We start from the raw sequence: 19,062 nt of genomic DNA, 5'->3' as shown, positions 1-19,062 counted from the left end.
AACACACACCATGAGCGCCTTACTCGATTACGATACCGGACCGTTGAACTGGGTGCGCGGAGACATCGACGCCGCCCTGCAAGCCGCCCTTGGGCGCGTGCAGGCCTACAGCGTGGATGCCGATCTCACCAATGCCCTGCGCCTGGCGGCCGACGATGCGCACCAGGTGACCGGGGCGCTCCGTATGGTGGGCCTCGAAGGCGCGGCCACGCTGGCGAGCGCGCTCGAATCCGCGCTGGGCGCTGTCAATGAGAACCGTCTGCAGCCGAGCGACGACGTGCTGCGTGCCTTGCGCAACGCCATCGAAGGCCTGCAGCGCTGGGTCAAGGATCTGGCCGACGGACGCGGCAGCGGCGAGCTGGCGCTGTTTCCCCTCTACAAACGTCTACGCGAGCTGCAAGGCGCGGAGCGGGTATTCGAAGGCGAACTGTTTTTCCCTGATTTGCGCACGCGGGCGCAAGGCAAGGCGGCCAACGATGCCATGACGCAGGAGGCGCTGACTGCGGAGGTCAAGGCCGCGCGCGGCCTGTTCCAACGCGGCCTGCTGGCCTTTCTGCGCAATGTCGAGGCCGAACAGGGATTGAAACGGATGCGCGATGCGTTGGCCGCGATCGAGCGCATTGCACCGTCGCAAGCATCGCAAACCTTCTGGTGGGCCTGCGTCGGGTTTGTCGACAGCCTGCTTGCGCACGGGGTCGAGGCCGATTTTCATGTCAAACAGTTGCTGGCCCGGGTCGATCTGCAGATGCGCCGCCTGATGGAAGGCTCGCCGCAGGTGGCCGAACGCCTGCTGCGCGATGCCTTGTTTTTCGTGGCAAAAAGTCAGACCCTGGATGGGCGCGCTGCCGAAGTCCGGGCGACGTTCGGCCTCGATCGCTACCTGCCCGGCCGCGGCATGCTCGACCCCGAGGCGCTGGCACGCATGCGTCCGGTCCTGGATGCCCTGCAGACAAGCCTCAAGGCGGCACGCGATAGCTGGCATGCCTATGTGGAAGGCGACGCCGGCCAGTTGCCGCAGTTCCAGACACACCTGGAGCGCATGCTGCCACAGGCGCAGGCGCTGGAAGCCAGCAAGCTGAAACCCCTGCTGGAGGAATTGGCTGCCGCGGCTGCCGCACGGGTCACCCGCGAGGGCGACGCACGCGAACAGATGGATCTGGAAGTCGCAGCCACGCTGCTCTTTATGCAGAACGCCGTCGATCAGGAGGACGTCCTGCACAGCGACTTTGCGGTGCGTGCGGAAGGCCAGCAGGCTCGCCTGCGTGCCTTGATCGAAGGCAGGGAGATGCCGGCCGTTGTCGTGGATGCCACCAGTCAGCGCGAAGCCGAGCGCGACATGCTGGTACATATGGCGCAGGAAGTCGGCCAGAACCTGAAGCAGATGGAAGAAGCACTGGATGCCTTCTTCCGCGACGCGGGCGAACGCGAGGCGTTGGCGGGTTTGCCCGCGCTGGCGCAGCAGGCGCAGGGTGCGTTGACCATGCTGGAATTGCCCGACGCTGCCAGTCTGCTGGGTGCGGCGACCGCGACGGTACAAACCTTCGCCGAGGAAGGCTACCCGGACGATGCGATCCAGCAACGTCTGGCCGATGCGTTCTCCAGCCTCGGACTGTATATCGAATCCTACTGCGCTGGCCGCGCCGACGCTGCCAGAATCCTGCGACCCGTGCTGATCGAGTTCGGCGTGATCGATGCCGACAGCGCCGACGACAGCGCGTTCGACGACACCGTCGAATCGGGCCTGCCCGCCCGCAAGACCGAAGTACAGGAAAACTATCTGGCGTGGCGCGATCAATCCGACGACGCCACAAAAAAAAAATTCCTTGATGCCCTGACTGAGCTCAGTCGCGACGCCGAGTTGATCGACGATGCCGCACTGAAACAGCAGACGCGCGCCGCACTCGATGCCTGTCGCGATGCCGCGGAAGCTCCGCTGGAACTCGATGCCGATGTGGCCGCCCTGACCGGCCTGCCGCTGCCCGAACGGGTTGCGGTCGACATGTCCGTGGTGCCTGAAGACGAGACCGAATCGACCCTGCCGGCATTCGAGTTGCGTGCAGACGAAGCGTTCGACAGTGGCGTGCCGGTCGAGGCGCAAGCCGACGAAACAGCCGTGTCCGCATACGGCGTAATCATCGAGACGGCAGAGCCGCTGGCCGTGGCTGCAATCGAGGCAGCATCAGCGGCGGTGGCCGGTTTGTCTGGCGACGATGCGTTTGCCGAAACCCTGCTTCACGTTACGGTTCCCGAAGGATCCGAGGCGGAACTGCTGGAAATCTTCCTGGAGGAAGCCAATGAAGTGCTGGCGGCCATGGGTGAGGCCAGCGAAGCCTGTCAGGCCAATCCCGACGACCAGGCTGCCCTGACCATCATCCGCCGTGGCTTTCACACGCTGAAAGGCAGTGGACGCATGGTGGGTCTGGACGAACTGGGCGAAACCGCATGGCGTCACGAGCAGTTGATGAACGGCTGGCTGGCCGAGAACAAGCCCGTCAGTGGCGACTTATTGCGTCTGGTGGGACGTGCACGCAGGGTATTCCAGGACTGGGTGAACGCCCTACAGAGCCATCAGCCTGCGAGCTTGCCAGTTCCAGCCTTGCTGGCGGCGGTCGATCGTGTAGCACAGGGACAAGCTCTGGATGTGGCGCCAGTTCCAGCTGCTGCACCGGCCGAGCAGGTTGTCGAAGTGCCGGTTGCGAATGCGCCGGACTGGTCTGAAATGGTTGCAGAAGCCGAGCCGTTGGCTGAAACCGGGACGGTAGGGGAAACGGAAGCGGCAGCCATGCCGGAAGGCGAGGCGGTGGCCGCAATCGAGATTGACGTTGTGGCCGATGCCGAAGCGGAAAGCGATTGGCTGGCCTTGTCAGCGGTCGAGCAAGAAGGCGCTGTCACCGCACTGGAAAATGATGCGACGGGTGATGCCGGGGCTGCCGCCGCTGAAACTGCGGTCGAGTTGGTCGAACAGGTAGGCTGCGAAGCGCATGCCGATGCCGCATCGATCACGGTGGGCGATGTTCCGCCTGAAGCCGAAGCGGTCCGTGCTGAACTGCCTGTGCTGGACGTTGGCGCGATCATCGAATATGCGATTGCTCCCATAGTGGTGTACGACATCGAGCCGCCTACCCAGGAAGAACCGGCTGTCGTGGCACCAGAGCATTCCGATCCGCTCGATGAGGCGATCCCTGCGGAGCCGCCCGTTCCGGACGAGATCTGCATCGGGCCGGTTTGTCTCTCCATTGGTCTTTATGAAATTTTCATGGCCGAAGCCCATCAGCGACTGGCCGTACTGACGGAAGAGGCCGAGCGCCACGCCGAAGCTGCCCACAGTTCGGTCAGCGAGCATGCACGCCGCGCGATCCATACTCTGGGCGGCATTGCGGGGACTGCCGGCATCACCGCCCTGTCGGACCTGTCGCATGCCTTCGAGCAGTATTGGAACCGCTTCGTGCATGTGCCCATGCCGTCTTCGCATCTCTCCCTGGTCCAGGATACCGTTGCGCGCCTGCACGAGATGATCGCAAGCATCGAGAAAGGACACCTGCCCGACGCGGCAGACGACCTGATCGCAACGCTGGGCGAACTGGAGGATGAACAGACATCGTGGGTGCCCGACGCGACGCCCGCTCCAGTCCATGATGAAACGGGCGAGATGGGCGTACCGTCCGCCGAGATCCAGGCACAGGAAGCGCCAGCCGAGTCGGAGCGCGCTGTCGAGCCGAGCGTCACCACGCAAGCCGAAACGGCGCCGGTCCTGCCGGATATCAGCGCGCTGATCCCCGACATCAAACATACCGCACCGGCACCCGTATTCGAACGGCGCGAAGTGGCCGATGAAATCGACCAGCAGCTATTGCCGATCTTCCTCGAGGAAGCCGATACGCTGGTGCCGGATACCAGCGCGCAACTCCGCGCATGGAAAGAGGCACCCGCCGGAACAGGCCCGCGCGACGCGCTCCGTCGCAATCTGCATACCATCAAGGGCAGTGCGCGCATGGTCGGTGCGATGCGTCTGGGCGAACTGACCCACGTAATGGAATCGCGCGTGATCGCCGTGATCGAAGGCCATCTGGCAGCAAGCCACGACGTGTTCGATACGCTGGAAGCCCAGCTCGACCGGCTCGCCGATGCCGTGGAACATCTGAAACAGGGCGACCTTGCGCCGACGCTCGAGGACGCGCAAGTCCCATTGGAAGCGCCGGTCGAACCGGTGCTGGGTCGTGCCGAACCTGCAGCTGCCGCGACAGCCGATCCGCTTGCGCCTGCGACACCGGTCACGCGTGAAAGCAATGCCCTGACGCTGCGTGTGCGGGCCGACTGGGTCGATCGCATGGTCAACCAGGCCGGCGAAGTGGCGATCGCCCGTTCACGCATCGAAAGCGAAGTGTTTGCGTTCAAGCGTCACGTCAACGAATTGTCGGAAGCGCTGGTGCGCCTGCGCGGGCACATCCGCGAAGTCGAGATCCAGGCCGAGTCGCAGATGCAGGCGACCTTCCAGACGCAGGGCGCGGCCGACGAATTCGACCCGCTGGAGTTCGACCGTTTCACCCGTTTCCAGGAAGTCACCCGTTTCCTGGCCGAAAGCGTGAACGACATCTCCACGGTGCAACATATCCTGCTGGCCCGCCTGGGCGAGGCGGATGCTGCGCTGATCCAGCAGACGCGGCTGAACCGCGAACTGCAGCAGGATCTGCTGCGAGTCCGCATGGTGCCGCTGTATTCGGTGGCCGAGCGCCTGTATCGGACCGTGCGCCAGACCGCGCGCGATGTCGACAAGCGCGCCCAGCTCGACATCCAGGGCGGCGAACTCGAGATCGACCGCTCGGTGCTGGAGAAGGTGACTGCGCCGCTGGAACACTTGCTGCGCAATGCACTGGCACATGGTATTGAAGACCCCGAGGTGCGCCGGGCGGCAGGCAAGGCCGAGTTTGGCGAGATCGTGCTGTCGGCGCGCCAGTCCGGCAACGAAATGATGCTGACCGTGAAGGACGACGGCGCCGGCCTCAACTATGCGCGTATCCGAGAAAAGGCGGAGGCCAACGGCCTGCTGTTGCCGGGCGTCGAGCCAACCGAATCGCTGCTGGCACAGATGATTTTTGCCGCCGGCTTCTCCACCGCCGAAACTGTCAGCCAGGTTGCCGGGCGCGGCGTCGGCATGGATGTCGTCAAGAGCGAAATTTCCGCGCTGGGGGGGCGCATCGACATCACCTCCACGACTGGCGCGGGTACCGCTTTCAACATCTATCTGCCGCTCACCCTGGCGATGACCCAGGCGGTGATGATCCAGGCCGCCAAGCACGATTACGCGCTGCCGGCACCCTTGGTGCAGCAGGTGCTGGAACTGAAGCCGCATGAGTTGGAGCAGGCCATGGCGGCCGGCGAACTGACGTGGCGCGGTGCGCGTTATCCGTTCTCCTACCTGCCGCATCTGCTGGGTGATACCGAGGCGGTGCACGATGTGCAGCGCTACAATCCGGTAGTGTTGCTGAAAAGTGGCTCCAGCCAGGCAGCCGTGCTGCTCGATGCGATCGAGGGCACGCGCGAAATCGTCGTCAAGAACATCGGCCCGCAGATGGCGCGCATCACTGGCGTCGCAGGCGCCACGGTACGCGGCGACGGACGCGTGATCCTGATCCTCAACCCGGTGCCGCTGGCATTGCGTTGGGCCAGCTTGCCGCGTACCGCCGTGGAGCGTACGGTACCCGCCGAGACGGCCGAAGTCAGCGCCGCACTGCAGCCACCGCTGGTGCTCGTGGTCGACGATTCGCTCACTGTGCGCAAGATCACGACCCGCCTGCTCACCCGCGAAGGCTTCCGCGTCGATAGCGCGAAGGATGGCGTCGACGCGCTGGAAAAAATGCACGACCTGATTCCCGATGTGGTGTTGCTCGACGTCGAAATGCCGCGCATGGACGGGTTTGAATTGGCCCGCGTGATGCGCAGCGACGCACGTTTGAAGACGGTGCCGATCATCATGATCACCTCGCGCACGGCGGACAAGCACCGCAACCATGCGATGGAAATCGGCGTCAACGTGTATCTGGGCAAGCCATACCAGGAACAGCAGTTGCTCGATTCCATTGCCGAACAACTGGGCCAGGAAGCCGCGGTGCTGGCATAAAAGCGGGGTGGTAGAAACGGGCGCGCCTGGCGCCCGTTTTTTTCGTCTAGAGCCGGAGGCCGGCGAGATCGCCACTGGCCAGCGCGTTGAGTTGCGCGTTGGCTTGCGCCGGATCGCGATGGTAGGTCGTCGTCAGCAGGCGGGCAGCATCCAGCCAGTGGGATTCGGCCGCCTTTACCACAGAAGTCAGGCGGGCGGTGTCGCCGCTGCCGAGCCAGGCGTCGTATGCCTGCGGGAGTGCCGGGAACAGGGCGCGGCGCAGCCCGGACAGATTCGCCAGGTAGAAATGCAGCGAACCGACGGCTTCGCGTTCGAGCAGCGTCGGCAGCGTGATCAGGCAGTCGGCCAGATGGTCGCGCACCGCGCGCGCCAGCAGCTCGGCATGCCGGGAATTGAGGTGGCCGAGCATCGCATTCCAGTCCTCGCCCAGCAGCGTTTCTGCACGGGCCTCGCCGATCTCGTGAAGGATCATCGCCTCGCTCTCCGCTTCGGCCATGCGATCGAGGCCGCGATCGATGTCGCGTTCGAAGTCGTAGTGGGCAAACGCGCGGCCCAGCGCCGTGTCCTTTTCCTTCCACTGCCATTCTTCGTACTTGTTCCACAGCAGGCGGCGTACCGCGTCCATGCGCAGGAAGATGGCGCCGTCGCGCATGGCGGCAGGCGGCGCGATCAGGTCGCGTGCATATTCGCAGCCGGCCACTAGCACCTGTACGCCGTCACGCATTTCGGCGCGCTTGAGTTCGGCCAGCACGAAGTGCGGTTTGCGGAAGTGCCCCAGCCCACTGCTGTAGACCAACCCCTGCGGGATCAGCGCACGGTTGATGTCGTCGGCCTCGAAGGGGTCGATGCCGGCTTCGTTCAACGGCAGGGGCGCGAAATCCTCCTCTTCCACCGTGTCCCACAGGCTTTCGCGTGCGTTCAGCCAGTCCCCGAGTTCGTCCTTGGGAAGGCGCGCGCCATAGGGGATCTCCATTTCCCAGCGATAGTACTCGCGCATTTCCAGCAGGAAAGTACACATCGTCATGTCGCGCGCGTGGCGGGCGTCGGCGATGGTGCAATTCTTTTGCACCGTGTCGATGAGAGCAGAAAGTTCAAGCATCACGCACTCCTGAAGACAGCTTTATCTGGAGTGTACAAATAAAAACAGCCCGTGTAACCGGGCTGTTTCCAGGGGTATTGCGGGCTGTCGGCGCGGCCATCCCATCGGCCGGACGGCAGCTTAGTGACGGCGGGTGGTGCCGAAGAAATTCAGGTCGGCGCGCGAACGGCGGGAAAGCTCGAAGCGCGCGGCATCGGCACCGCTGAATTGTCCCGCAAGCTGGCCATACACCTCGGTTGCCCAGGTCTTGTCGTTGAGCGCGTCGGCGATGCCTTCGGCCCAGCGCAGCTTGTCGGCAGGCTTGCTCAAGTGGGCACCGCATTGGGCGTACCATTTTTTCAACGTCTCGGCCGGGAGCGCGAATCCCTTCAGGCGATCGATGAACTGGATGCAGGCGTCGCCATTCGGGCAGGCGGCCGCGGCGGCCGCATAGAGTTCATCGGCCCGGGCGCTGTTGCCCATGGACGCATACAAGCGGCCGATGTGGGTGAGTGCAAAGTGGTCCTTGGCCTGGGCGCGCGCGGCCTCGAGCAGACGGCCTGCTTCGGTTGCATCCTGCGTTGCGGCGAAGCTTGCTTCGGCGAGTTTTGCTGTGTCGTAGACCGTGGCATTCGGGTCGGCTGCCAGCGCGGTTTCGCGCGCGGCGAGGTAGGCGCGGGCTTTGGAGACGCCCAGTTCGCGGTGTTGCAGATGCGCGGCGGTGGCCACCAGATCCTTGAACGCGATGAAATCGGTGGCATTTTCCGCGGCGCGGTCGAGCAGGCGGGAGAGCCAGTCGGTGTCATCCAGATTCTTGTCCACCGCCAGCATGATGGGTTTGTAGCGCGAGAACTGGTAGCCGGTACCGTCAAGCAGGGTTTCGGCCGACTCGATCAGCTTGGCGGCGTAGAACGGGTCTTCCAGTTCCAGCCGCACGCGGTCGGCCAGGGCGAGGAATTGCTTGACGCTGACGGCCTCCTTTTCCAGCTGCTGGAACTCCATATAGCGTGCGTGGTTGGCCTGGCGCTTCTCCAGCTTGATTTTTACACGGGCGAGGCGTTCGGTGTCGTCGGCCAGATGCGCTTCCACCGCGGTCACCAGCTTCTGCATTTCGTCCAGTCCGGCCACGGCGTCTTCGGCCTTGTCGAGCAGGGCCGCCGCCCCCGGCTTGTCGCCCACGCCGGCCAGGCCTTCGGCGAGCTCGATGTAGTCGCCGGTGGCGCTCGCCAGGTCCCCCGCTTTTTTCAGGGCAGACTGCATGAATGCAGTGTCGCCCGCCTGCTTGGCCGACTCGATCAGCGTCTTGGCGGCACTGAAGTCGGTGGCGCCGGCCAGGGCGCGCTCGTACAAGGCCTTGGCGCGCGCCGGGTCGCCCAGCGTCTTGGTGACCTCGCCGGCCAGCGACAGCAGGTCGGGCACGCTGGAAAGCTTCTCGCCGGCCTTGTTGAAGATCGCCGCGGCGTAATCCTTGTCGAGCAGATGCTCGGCCGAGGCCGCCGCCAGTTTGCTGTATTCGACCGCGCGGGAAATTTTCGCTTCGGCCTTTTCCAGTATCTTCTTGGCAAACGCGCCGTCGGCAATGACGTGCATCACGTTCTTCGCCAGGTCGATCAGCGGGTCGAGGTTGTTGGTTTCCTTCAGCGCCTTCTCATATGCGCCCACCGCGGCCGCCTTGTCGCCCAGCACCTTGAACTTGGCCTCGGCCAGCGCGATCTGCTCTTCACCGCTCATGCAGTAATCCTCGGCAGTCTGCAGCAGTTCCTCGGCGCGGCCTTGCTCGCCCAGCGCCTTGTAGACGATGGCGCAGGCCGCCAGGTCCTTGGTGAACTGGCAATCGTCCGCCACGCGGTCCATCAGCTCCTTGGCGTAGGCAGCATCGGCCGGTTCCTGCAGGGCTTCCAGCGCGAGCGCCGCGTAATCGGCGCCGCCGCTGCATTGGGCTTCTTTGGGGGTGAGGGTGTCGCGGGTGGCCATGGGGGTGTCTCCAGATAAACGTAACTTAACCGGGTGATTTTCCGCCTGCGGGAGTGGACAGCCAAATAAGTAATGTCGATGGAGGCATTAGCGGCGGCATCAGGTCCTGCCGGCGCTGCCGTGTCCCCCCGGTCAATGCCTTGCCGTCTGCGGCATCAGTTTGTCGATATATGCGATCGACACCGCCGACACGATGAACGCCATGTGGATGACGGTCTGCCATAGCAGCACCTTGTCATCCAGGTTGGGGGCGTTGATGAAGGTCTTCAGCAGATGGATCGACGAGATGCCGATGATGGCGGTGGCAAGTTTGACTTTCAGCACATTGGCGTTGACGTGCGACAGCCACTCGGGTTCGTCGGGATGGCCTTCGAGATTGAGGCGGGAGACGAAGGTTTCGTAACCGCCGACGATGACCATGATAAGGAGGTTGGAGATCATCACCACGTCGATCAGGCCCAGCACGATGAGCATGATCTTCTCTTCGGTCAGCGTGAAGGTGCCGACGACAAGATGTTCCAGTTCGACCATGAAATGCACGACGTAGACGAGCTGTGCACCGATCAGTCCGAGGTAGAGCGGCACTTGCAGCCAGCGGCTGCCGAACAGGATGGTGGAGAGGAGCTTGTTGCGTGTCGCAACGGGTTGGATGATTTCTGGGTCCATGCGTGCAGAGTGTTGTTGCAGAGTTCTAAGGAATAGTGCGTGAATTCACAACGCGCTACAGGACATAGCGCGCGAGGTCCTCGCGCGCGGCCAGGGCGGCAAGCCGTGCGGTGACGGCATTGGCGTCGACCACGTATTCGCCCGTGGTGCTGCCGGCGTCGAAGGAAATATCCTCAAGCAGCTTTTCCATCACCGTGTGCAGGCGGCGGGCGCCAATGTTCTCGGTGCGCTCGTTCACCTCGAAGGCGATTTCCGCGATGCGACGGATGCCGTCGTCGGTGAACTTGAGTGTCACGCCTTCGGTCGCCAGCAGGGCTTCGTATTGCCGGGTCAGGCAGGCATCGGTGGCGGTCAGGATGCGTTCGAAGTCCTCCACCGACAGCGCCTGCAGCTCGACGCGGATCGGCAACCGTCCCTGCAGCTCGGGGATGAGGTCGGACGGCTTGGACAGGTGGAACGCGCCGCTGGCGATGAACAGGATATGGTCGGTCTTCACCATGCCGTATTTGGTCGAGACCGTGGTGCCCTCGATCAGCGGTAGCAGGTCGCGTTGCACGCCCTGGCGCGACACGTCGCTGCCGTGGGCGTCGCTGCGGGTGGCGATCTTGTCGATCTCGTCGAGGAACACGATACCGTGCTGCTCGACCGCTTCGAGCGCCTGCTGCTTGGTTTCCTCGTCGTTGATCAACCGTCCGGCCTCTTCTTCGGTCAGGAGTTTCATGGCTTCGCGCACTTTCAGCTTGCGGCTCTGCCGACGGTTTTGTCCGAGATTGGCAAACATGCCCTGTAGTTGCTGCGAGAGGTCTTCCATCCCCGGCGGAGTGAAGATTTCCATGCTGGGGTTGGCCGCGGCGACTTCGATCTCGATTTCCTTGTCGTCGAGCTGGCCTTCGCGCAGCATTTTGCGGAAGCGCTGGCGCGCCGCGCCTTCCTCGCGTGGTGGTTCGGGCTCATTGAAGCCGACGCTCCTTGGCGGCGGCAGCAGCGCGTCGAGGATGCGTTCCTCGGCGGCTTCCTCGGCGCGGAACTGTACCTTGGACGTAGCTTGTTCGCGCATCTGCTTGACTGCGGTTTCCATCAGGTCGCGGATGATGGTGTCGACGTCGCGGCCGACATAGCCGACCTCGGTGAACTTGGTTGCCTCGATCTTGATGAAGGGCGCGTTGGCGAGCCGTGCCAGACGGCGCGCGATCTCGGTCTTGCCGACACCGGTCGGGCCGATCATGAGGATGTTCTTCGGCGTGATTTCCTGGCGGAGCGGTTCGTCGACCTGCTGGCGCCGCCAGCGGTTGCGCAGGGCGACCGCCACCGCGCGTTTGGCCGCAGCCTGGCCGACGATGTGCTTATCGAGTTCGTGGACGATTTCTTTGGGAGTCATGAAAGGTGAGCGGTTAGCGGTGAACGGTGAGCGGAAATCGGGCTCACAGGGTTTCGATCACGTGATTCTGGTTCGAATAAATGCAGATGTCGCCCGCTATGGTGAGGCTCTTTTTGACGATTTCAAGCGGTGGCAGGTCGGTGTTCTGCAGCAGCGCCACTGCGGCGGACTGGGCGAAGGCGCCGCCGGAGCCGATGGCGGCGATACCGAGTTCGGGCTCCAGTACGTCGCCGTTGCCGGTGATGATGAGCGAGTGCTCGCGGTCGGCCACCGCCAGCATGGCCTCCAGCCGGCGCAGCATGCGGTCGGTGCGCCAGTCCTTGGCGAGCTCGACCGCACTGCGCAGCAGGTGCCCGGAATGCTTGTCGAGCTTGGCCTCGAAACGCTCGAACAGGGTAAAGGCATCGGCGGTGCCGCCGGCGAACCCGGCCAGCACTTTGTCCTGGTATAGCCGCCGTATCTTGCGTGCGGTGGACTTGATGACGATGTTGCCAAGCGTGACCTGGCCGTCTCCGCCTAGGGCGACTTCGGCGCCCCGGCGAACGGAGAGGATGGTGGTGCCGCGATACTGTTCCATGTGCGGGATGCTTCCTGAAAAAGGCGGTAAACCGTGGAAGACGCAAGCGGATGGATAACGGTGTCCGGGGTGGCGTCTTTCGCGGCTCGGTTCAAGTGCCGGAAATTATACGTGGGCAGGGGTCGACAGCCTGCACCAGCGGAAGGGAGTCAGTCCGGGTGGTGCGGAATGAGCTGCGCCAGCTGATCGATGCCCATGACGCGGAAAAGTTCATGGATGAGTGCATTGTGGCCGCGCAGGGTGATGGCCTTGCCGCTGCCCAGGCATTGCATCAGTACGCTGATGAACTGGCTGACGCTGCCGTAGTCGACCCGGGTCACCTGGGTCAGGTCGACCAGCACGTCGTTATGCGTGGCGGCATAGCTGCCGAACTGCTGCAGGGCGCTGTCGTTGGCCGGGGTGATCTCGCCGGCTAGCCGCAGCGCGTCATCTGCCGGTTCGGCAGGTTTGGCCTGGACCACCTCGGCTGCCTGTACTTCGCTCCAGGATGGCGGCGAGACCTCGAAGCGGACGGCATAGTCGACGGCCAGGTCTTCGAAATTGTCCTGCCGGCCGAGTATCTGGTAGAGCTCCAGCAGCAACAGCCAGTGCACGGCGCGGCTGTGGGTGGCGCGATTGAGATCCTGCAGCAGGGCGATCAGGCGGTCGACGCCGCTGACCTGGAGTTTGCGCTTGGCCTTGCGGGCCGCGCTTAATATATGGGCGCATTCGTCCGCACCGCTTTCGTCGACCATCTCGATGCGGGAAAAATCGATCCGCACCACGGCCTTCTTGTCGGTGCCGGCGATGCCTTCGCGCAGGGCGGCCGTCGCTTTCTTGTCGAGCAGTCCAGGCAGTTCCAGGCTGGCCGCTTCGGCCTGCTGGGGCGCGCCGGCTGCGCCGTTGTTCCCCATTTTCTGCCAGACAGGGGGCGAGGTTTCGAAGCGCATCGCATAATCGAGCGCCAGTTGTTCGAACTCCTTCTCGCGGCGCTGGATGCAGTAAAGATCGAACAGCATGTGCCAGGCGCGGCGATCGCCGCCGCCCAGGATGTCCTTTAACAGACGCTCCGCCATGTCGGCTTGGCCGCTTGCATACAGGATGGCCGCTTCGTCCACCGGCGATTGGGGCGCACCGCTGGATTCCTCCACCACGATGCCGCTGGCCCCCATGTCCATGGTCAGCAAGGTTTCGGTGGGATGCGATTCGACAGGCGCGGAGACAGGCGCCTGCTTGGGCGCGGGCGCCTTGTCCTTGCCTTTTTTGAAAAACGGAAGAGCCACAGAGTATGCGTGCGCGGGTCAGAGTCAGTGATGGATACTAGCGCTGTCGCCCCGTCCCGGCAACCGCAATAACCCGCCGCCAAGCAAGGCAACCGCGGCAAGTGCCATGACGATCGCCGGACCGGCGGGCCAGTCGAAGAGCGCCGACGCCGCCAGTCCTGCAGCGTAGGCCAACGCCCCCAGCCCCCAGCCGATCAGCAATCCCGCCCGTGGCGGCCAGCCGCGCACCGCCAGGGCGGGCAGGATCAGGCTGGCAAATACCAGGTAGACGCCGACGAGCTGCACCGAGGCGGTGATGGCGAGCGCAAAGATCAGGTAAAAGCCCATCCGTCCGAGACGGATGCCCCGCAACCGCCAGAAACCGAGCAGCAATGCATAGACCACTGCGATCTGGGCCAGCTGGAACGGTCCGACCCAGAGGATCTGCCCGGCCAGCAGCTCGTTCAGGTGCTCACCGCCATGCGGATCGCCCGACAGCAGCAGCACGGCCAGGCTCGCCGCGACGGCGAAAGACGAGCCGATCAGCGCTTCCTGGATATCGGGCCAGCGCGATTCGCACCATGCCAGAAACGCGGCGCCGGCCAGTGCTGCTGTCGCCGCCGCCAGCTGGGTCTGCCAGCCCTGGGTTTCCCAACCCAGGGTGTGGGCGACGATGACGCCGAGCACGGCGATCTGGGCAATGGCGAGATCGAGGAAGATGATCCCGCGCGCCAGGACCCGCCGCCCCAAGGGGACATGCGTGGCCAGGACGAGCAGGCCGGCGACGAACGGCCAGCCGAGCAGCCCGGGATCGAGTGCGGCCCAGTTCATCGTGCCACCTTCAGCAGTTGCGCGACGCTATCGTCGAACAGGCCGAACAGGTCGCGGGCCCGGTCCGATCCGCCGACAGTGAACGGCATCGCGACCGCAGGGATGCCGGCGTGTTCGGCCAGCCATTCCGACGGGCGCGGATCCTGGTAGGCGGCCCGAATGACGAGCTTGGCGGGGGTGGTTTTCAGCTGCGCGACGATTTCGGCCAGATGGCCGAGCGAAGGTGCGACACCGGGCTTGGGTTCCAGTACGGCCACCTGTTTCAGCCCTAGCCAGTTCTCCAGATAGGGGAAGCCCTCGTGCTGCACGGCGATGGGCATGCCCTTCAGCGGGGCGGCCTGCGCTTGCCAGCGGGCCATTGCCGTATTCCAGCGCGTATTGAAATCCGCCAGCCGCGTCTTGTACGCGGCGGCGTGGGCCGGATCGATCTCGGCCAGGCGTGCGCCGAGGGCCTGTGCCACGCGTGCGATGTTGCGCGGATCGGTCTGGATATGCGGATTGCCCGCGGCGTGGATGTCGCCTTGGGCGCGGTCGAGGACGGCCGGCTTTTCCAGCAGCGCGACCTGTCGCGCTGCCTCGAAATAGCCCGGCTGGCCCGGCTGGATCGCGGCGTTGCCGGCCTGCCGCAGCAGCACCGGCAGCCAACCGATCTCGAGTTCGGCACCGGTACAGACCGCCAGGTCGGCGCGGCGCATCTGCGCGATCAGGCTGGGACGCGCCTCGATGTGGTGCGGGTCCTGGAAGGCCGTGGTGGCGGTATAGACCTTGACGGCGTCGCCGCCGAGCTCGGTGGCCAGTGCGCCCCATTCAGGCTCGCAGGCAAAGACATTGAGCGCGGCATGGGCGAAGACCGGCCAGGCCGCGACGAGGAAGGCGAATAAACGGAATGCTTTCATCGGGAGTTCCTTTAAAAAGAGTGCGCGCCATGCGTGCCGAGGCTGAAGATGTACTGCACGTACCACTGGTTCTCGTCCTGTCCTTCAGCGGCCTTGTCTTTCGTGTACTGCAGGCGCCAGCGAGAGAACTCCGAGGGCGAGTAGTCGACCATCAGCGAATGGCGGGTGGGCTTGTAATCGCTGCGTGGCAGATTGGCGTTGTTGAGGCCGAAGTCCTGCGAACCGGGGTCGAGCAGGTCGTAGCGGTAACCGGCGCGCCAACGCGGCATGAACTGGTACACGCCTTGCGCATAGCCGCCGTACTGGGTGGCCTGGTACGTGCCAAGACTGGCTCCGCACATGCCACCCGTACAGTCCAGGCTACCGCTTTCTTCGCGCCGGAATGCCTCGGCAGCGAACTTGAAGTTGTTGATGGTGGTGTTGCCACGCGGCGCCCATTTCCAGACGAAATCCGCCAGCCAGGTCTTGCTGTTGCCGGTGAAGGCGGTGGTCACGTCGGTGCCGGCGAAGTCCGTGAGTGTGCTGCTGCGTTCGGCCGCGCGCGTCGACAGATACGACACGCCGCCGCGCCAACTGTGCGAATCGCCCACATCTCCGCCGATGTGGCCATACAGCGCGTAGTTGCCGATGCCGTTTGTGTTGCGGTCGGTGCCGGGAAAGTTCGCCCCGCGCCCGATTTCGGCGCCCAGTTCGGTGAAGAGATCGGTCGGCGCCACCCACCGCAGCTGCAGGCCGTCGTTGCCGTAGCCTTCGCCGAACAGGGCTTCGTACATCAGGTTGTTGGTGGCGAAATCCCAAGCATGCGGGTGTTGTTCGTTCTGGTAGCCGATGCCGGAGCGGAAGCGGCCGCCCTTCACGGTCAGGCCCTGGCCCAGCGCCAGGGTCTGGAACCAGGCCTCTTCCACGCCGACGGTGCCGTCGTTCAGCGTGGCGTTGAAATAGCCGCGGAAATACGGATCGATATTGGAGGCCAGGACCAGTTCGCTGTCGTCGACCGAGAAGCCGCGCGAGGTGCCGGGCGCCGCACCGTCAGGCAGGAAACCCGTGATACGGCGTGCGGGGAGATCCTTCAGATGGGCATAGCCGCCCTGCAGGATGAGCGAGATTTCGGGATTGAAGGCGCCTGGGTTGCTGGGTGCCGCACTGGCCGTGTCTTGCACAGGGGCGGCGGGCGGAGCGGCATGGGTGGCAGCGGACGCTTCGGCACGGGCGAGCCGCGCTTCCAGCGTCTGGATGCGTGTTTCGTAATCGGTCTTCATTTTCTGGACTTCGGCGCGCAGGGCGGCGAGGTCGGCATCGTCGGCATGGGCCGGACAGGCGGCCGCCAGCGCGGCCGCCAGGAGGGCGGGACGTAACATGTTTGACTCCGTCAACGTGAGATGAGCGCCTGCGCACGCGGCGGCGCAGGCTTCGAAAGAACTCAGGCGTTGGGCGGAGCGGGGGGCGCGCGGGCGCACGCAGGGCGGGGGGCAAGATCGGCGCACTGGAACGTTACGCCGGGCGCATACGCGTATTCGCCCGGCGCCGGCGCCATGACGACCAGGCTGGGCGGCAGGGCGGTGCCCAGTTGGGCCTGCGCGAGGCAGACTTCGCAGACCTTGTCGGGCAGGCCCGTATCGTGCGTACGCAAATGGGTCAGCGCATGCGCGAACGCGGCCGCCTGACCGAACAGCAGGGTCAGGGCGAACAGCCAGGAGAGCAGGCGGCGCGACGGCATGGGACGAATTCTAACGTCTCGGCGGATCGACGGGCGGGACCGGATCATAGCCGTGATCGCAGCCGGGGCGGCAGCGGCCGATGCGTTTCGCGGCCAGCCAACTGCCTTTGAGCGCCCCGTGTTTTTCGATGGCTTCCTTGCCGTATTCCGCGCAGGTCGGCAGGTAACGGCATTGCCGGCCCAGCCAGGGCGAAAGTGCCAGCTGGTAGGCGCGAATCGCGCCGACGAGAATTTTCTGAGCCAGGTTCATGAAGACGATACCGGCATGGCCGGTTCGGCGTGACGGTGTGTCGCGCCACTGAAATCGGCCAGGAGCTTGGCGACGAATTCGGGTTCGAGGTCGCGCACGATGAAGACGAAGCGGCTGCGATGGTCGTCATCCGGCCAGGTGTCGAGCCGGACCTCGGGATACAGCACATGCTGGACGCCGTGCAGCACCACCGGCAGCGGTTCATCCTTCAGGTTCACGATGGCCTTGAAGCGCAGCAGGTTTTCGGCGCGAAACGAGGTCAGCATGCCGAGGGCTGATTGCAGCCCGTAGCGGTCGAGCGGTGCGTCGATCACCACCGAAAACGCCTGGATGCGCGTGTCGTGCAGATCGGGCCGCGCCTTTCCGGCAAGCGGGCTGGCGCTGGCGGGCTGATAGCGTTGCGGCTTCAGCCAGCGCATGGCTTCCGGCGACCGGGTCTCGGCATTCCACAATCCCAGGTTCTGGATCGCGGTGGGGTCGAGCTCGCCATGCGTCACGGCCACGATGTCGGCCGCCGGGTTGAGCGCGGCAAGGCGTTCGCGCAGGGCGACGACCGTGTCGGCAGGCGCGAGGTCGGTCTTGGTGAGCAGCAGCCGGTCGGCCACCGCCACCTGTTTGACGGCCTCGAAGTGCTCATCCAGCTGATTCATGCCGAACAGCGCGTCGACCGTGGTCACCACGCCGTCCAGGCGGAAGCGTGCGCGGACCCAGTTGTCGTGCAGCAGGTTGTCGAGCACAGGGGCCGGGTCGGCGATGCCAGTGGTTTCGATGATGACGCGTTCGAATGCCGGAATGTCGCCCTTCTGCCGGGCCATCCACAAGTTTTTCAGTGTCGGCGACAGGCTGCCGGAAATCGTGCAGCACACGCAGCCGCCCGACAGCAGTGCCATCGGCCCGTCCATTTCTTGCAGCAACTGGTGATCGAGCGCGACTTCGCCGAACTCGTTCATGAGAATGGCCGTGCGCGGCAGCGTGCGCACCAGATGGTTCAGCACCGTGGTCTTGCCACTGCCCAGAAAACCGGTGAGCAGCGTGACGGGAATCGGTAGGTCAGGCTTCATGGCGGCACTGACCCTGGCAACGGATGGGCAACAGGTTTCGGTGCAGGTTCATGTCGGCGTAGCCGACGTGAAGCCGTGTAACGGCGGCCGAAGCCAAAGCCGGTGAGCAGCGTGATCGGCAGAGGGGAATCAGACGCGAGCATGGCCACGGCCGAAGCTAGGAAATGGCTGCATGATTCAAACGACAGCGTGCGCACAATCCGCACAGCGTCCGTGTACGGTAACGTCGATGTGGCGTGCCTCGAATCCGGGCGGGGTTCGAGGTTGTGCGCTCGGGCGGTCCGCCAGGCAGAAGAGGCGCCCGCAGGCGTCGCATTCGAAATGCGCATGACCGTGGTGGACGTGCGCGACACCGAAGCGGCGAACGCGATCCTGGCCGGTCACGCTGTGCGCCAGGCCTTGCGCAACCAGCCAGTCGAGCACGCGATACAGGGTGACCTTGTCGAGCGGCTGTGCTTCGTCCGTGGCCGCCTGCATCAGGGCCTGGTGGGATACCGTCGTGTTGGCCGCCAGAAGCAATTGCAGCACCTGGACGCGGGCGGCGGTCGCGCTTGCGCCGCATTCCCGGATCAGCCGGACGGCGTTGTCGTGGTGCGAAGCGGAATTCATGGAGCGATTCTAGGGGACGTGGGGCCCGAATGCAACCGAGTTGCATTCGGGCCCCTGAAAAACCCCTTCGTGCAGGAAGGGGCCGGATCAGGCGTGCAGCCGCTCCTTCTTCTCGTGGCGTTCCTGCGCCTCGATCGAATATTCGGCGGTGGGGCGGGCAAGCAGACGGGGCAGCCCGATGGGGTCGCCGGTTTCCAGGCACCAGCCGTATTCGCCGCTGTCGATGCGTGCCAGGGCGGAATTGATCTTTTTCAGCAGTTTGCGCTCACGGTCGCGCACGCGCTGTTCCAGCATGTGCTCTTCTTCCACGGTGGCACGGTCGTTGGGATCGGCAAAATTCTCGTTTTCCTTCAGGTGCTCGCCGGTGTCGGCAGCATTGCTGAGCATCTCGTCGCGCAGCGTTTCGAGGCGGGTGCGAAAAAACGTGAGCTGGGCCGCGTTCATGTAGGCGGAAGCCGGCATCTTCAGCAGGGCGGCTTCGGTAAGGGGTTTGGACGAGGTGGTCATCGGAACTCCAGGCGTCTAGGATGGTTGAAAAATGCGGCCGGGCATGAGCCCGGGCAACCGAAATGGATCCGGCTGTGGCAGATGCGCGACCCGCATCATAACTCCGTCATGGCTGCCGGTGTCATCAGGTGATCTTGATGCGCTGGAGACCAGGCAGAC

15 protein-coding genes are annotated in these 19,062 nt (G+C 64.4%); 1 reads left to right on the top strand and 14 read right to left on the bottom strand.

The features are described from left to right. The first annotated feature begins 10 nt into the window (after positions 1-10). A complete protein-coding gene (locus B058_RS18315; RefSeq protein ID WP_018507280.1) occupies positions 11-6,118 on the top strand; it encodes an Hpt domain-containing protein in 6,108 nt (2,035 codons plus the stop codon). Between the two features lie 46 nt (positions 6,119-6,164). On the opposite strand, the gene B058_RS0104455 is transcribed toward B058_RS18315, so the two are convergent. The 14 genes from B058_RS0104455 to dksA form a co-directional block, all read right to left on the bottom strand. Then, the gene (locus B058_RS0104455; protein WP_018507279.1) at positions 6,165-7,217 is read right to left on the bottom strand and encodes an Sfum_1244 family protein; all 1,053 of its coding nucleotides are present in this window, start codon (positions 7,215-7,217) and stop codon (positions 6,165-6,167) included. 120 nt (positions 7,218-7,337) lie between these two features. Further along, positions 7,338-9,170 carry a tetratricopeptide repeat protein gene (locus B058_RS0104450; RefSeq protein WP_018507278.1) on the bottom strand — a complete coding sequence of 611 codons (1,833 nt, stop codon included), beginning with the start codon at positions 9,168-9,170 and terminating at the stop codon, positions 7,338-7,340. Between the two features lie 132 nt (positions 9,171-9,302). Then, the gene (locus tag B058_RS0104445) at positions 9,303-9,836 is read right to left on the bottom strand and encodes a TIGR00645 family protein (protein ID WP_018507277.1); all 534 of its coding nucleotides are present in this window, start codon (positions 9,834-9,836) and stop codon (positions 9,303-9,305) included. 55 nt (positions 9,837-9,891) lie between these two features. Next, positions 9,892-11,214: an ATP-dependent protease ATPase subunit HslU gene (hslU, locus tag B058_RS0104440; RefSeq protein ID WP_018507276.1), complete on the bottom strand. Its 1,323-nt coding sequence runs from the start codon at positions 11,212-11,214 to the stop codon at positions 9,892-9,894. A gap of 43 nt (positions 11,215-11,257) precedes the next feature. Next, positions 11,258-11,791 carry an ATP-dependent protease subunit HslV gene (gene hslV / locus B058_RS0104435; RefSeq protein WP_018507275.1) on the bottom strand — a complete coding sequence of 178 codons (534 nt, stop codon included), beginning with the start codon at positions 11,789-11,791 and terminating at the stop codon, positions 11,258-11,260. Between the two features lie 149 nt (positions 11,792-11,940). Further along, positions 11,941-13,053: an STAS domain-containing protein gene (locus B058_RS0104430; protein WP_018507274.1), complete on the bottom strand. Its 1,113-nt coding sequence runs from the start codon at positions 13,051-13,053 to the stop codon at positions 11,941-11,943. A 24-nt stretch (positions 13,054-13,077) separates the two neighbouring features. Further along, complete coding sequence (locus B058_RS16440; RefSeq protein WP_018507273.1) at positions 13,078-13,863, bottom strand: metal ABC transporter permease; 786 nt, start codon at positions 13,861-13,863, stop codon at positions 13,078-13,080. Then, the gene (locus B058_RS0104420; protein ID WP_018507272.1) at positions 13,860-14,759 is read right to left on the bottom strand and encodes a metal ABC transporter substrate-binding protein; all 900 of its coding nucleotides are present in this window, start codon (positions 14,757-14,759) and stop codon (positions 13,860-13,862) included. The genes B058_RS16440 and B058_RS0104420 overlap by 4 nt, the downstream gene beginning before the upstream one ends. A gap of 11 nt (positions 14,760-14,770) precedes the next feature. Beyond that, a complete protein-coding gene (locus tag B058_RS0104415) occupies positions 14,771-16,117 on the bottom strand; it encodes a TonB-dependent receptor (RefSeq protein WP_018507271.1) in 1,347 nt (448 codons plus the stop codon). 62 nt (positions 16,118-16,179) lie between these two features. Beyond that, positions 16,180-16,476, bottom strand: a complete 297-nt coding sequence (locus B058_RS0104410) for a hypothetical protein (protein WP_018507270.1) — start codon at positions 16,474-16,476, stop codon at positions 16,180-16,182. A 10-nt stretch (positions 16,477-16,486) separates the two neighbouring features. After that, on the bottom strand, positions 16,487-16,726 hold the full coding sequence (yidD, locus tag B058_RS0104405) for a membrane protein insertion efficiency factor YidD (protein WP_018507269.1): 240 nt from the start codon (positions 16,724-16,726) through the stop codon (positions 16,487-16,489). Continuing rightward, positions 16,723-17,787 carry a CobW family GTP-binding protein gene (locus B058_RS0104400; protein WP_018507268.1) on the bottom strand — a complete coding sequence of 355 codons (1,065 nt, stop codon included), beginning with the start codon at positions 17,785-17,787 and terminating at the stop codon, positions 16,723-16,725. Before B058_RS0104400 ends, yidD begins: the two co-directional genes overlap by 4 nt. A gap of 177 nt (positions 17,788-17,964) precedes the next feature. After that, positions 17,965-18,396, bottom strand: a complete 432-nt coding sequence (locus tag B058_RS0104395) for a Fur family transcriptional regulator (RefSeq protein ID WP_018507267.1) — start codon at positions 18,394-18,396, stop codon at positions 17,965-17,967. Positions 18,397-18,483: 87 nt separating this feature from the next. Next, entirely contained in the window at positions 18,484-18,903 is a 420-nt protein-coding gene (gene dksA, locus B058_RS0104390; protein ID WP_018507266.1) for an RNA polymerase-binding protein DksA, read from the bottom strand. Between the last annotated feature and the right edge of the window lie 159 nt (positions 18,904-19,062).

The organism is Thiobacillus thioparus DSM 505, from assembly GCF_000373385.1.
Taxonomy (GTDB): Bacteria; Pseudomonadota; Gammaproteobacteria; order Burkholderiales; family Thiobacillaceae; genus Thiobacillus; species Thiobacillus thioparus.
The sequence above is the reverse complement of the archived record's forward strand: the minus strand, read 5'-3'. Positions and strand labels throughout refer to the sequence as shown.

Bases quoted from the DNA above. Each gene is read 5' to 3' on its own strand.
- dksA (WP_018507266.1), bottom strand. From the start codon at position 18,903: ATGACCACCTCGTCCAAACCCCTTACCGAAGCCGCCCTGCTGAAGATG.
- B058_RS0104395 (WP_018507267.1), bottom strand. From the start codon at position 18,396: ATGAATTCCGCTTCGCACCACGACAACGCCGTCCGGCTGATCCGGGAA.
- B058_RS0104415 (WP_018507271.1), bottom strand. From the start codon at position 16,117: ATGTTACGTCCCGCCCTCCTGGCGGCCGCGCTGGCGGCCGCCTGTCCG.
- yidD (WP_018507269.1), bottom strand. From the start codon at position 16,726: ATGAACCTGGCTCAGAAAATTCTCGTCGGCGCGATTCGCGCCTACCAG.
- B058_RS16440 (WP_018507273.1), bottom strand. From the start codon at position 13,863: ATGAACTGGGCCGCACTCGATCCCGGGCTGCTCGGCTGGCCGTTCGTC.
- B058_RS0104455 (WP_018507279.1), bottom strand. From the start codon at position 7,217: ATGCTTGAACTTTCTGCTCTCATCGACACGGTGCAAAAGAATTGCACC.
- B058_RS0104410 (WP_018507270.1), bottom strand. From the start codon at position 16,476: ATGCCGTCGCGCCGCCTGCTCTCCTGGCTGTTCGCCCTGACCCTGCTG.
- B058_RS0104400 (WP_018507268.1), bottom strand. From the start codon at position 17,787: ATGAAGCCTGACCTACCGATTCCCGTCACGCTGCTCACCGGTTTTCTG.
- B058_RS18315 (WP_018507280.1), top strand. From the start codon at position 11: ATGAGCGCCTTACTCGATTACGATACCGGACCGTTGAACTGGGTGCGC.
- B058_RS0104450 (WP_018507278.1), bottom strand. From the start codon at position 9,170: ATGGCCACCCGCGACACCCTCACCCCCAAAGAAGCCCAATGCAGCGGC.
- hslV (WP_018507275.1), bottom strand. From the start codon at position 11,791: ATGGAACAGTATCGCGGCACCACCATCCTCTCCGTTCGCCGGGGCGCC.
- B058_RS0104420 (WP_018507272.1), bottom strand. From the start codon at position 14,759: ATGAAAGCATTCCGTTTATTCGCCTTCCTCGTCGCGGCCTGGCCGGTC.
- hslU (WP_018507276.1), bottom strand. From the start codon at position 11,214: ATGACTCCCAAAGAAATCGTCCACGAACTCGATAAGCACATCGTCGGC.
- B058_RS0104445 (WP_018507277.1), bottom strand. From the start codon at position 9,836: ATGGACCCAGAAATCATCCAACCCGTTGCGACACGCAACAAGCTCCTC.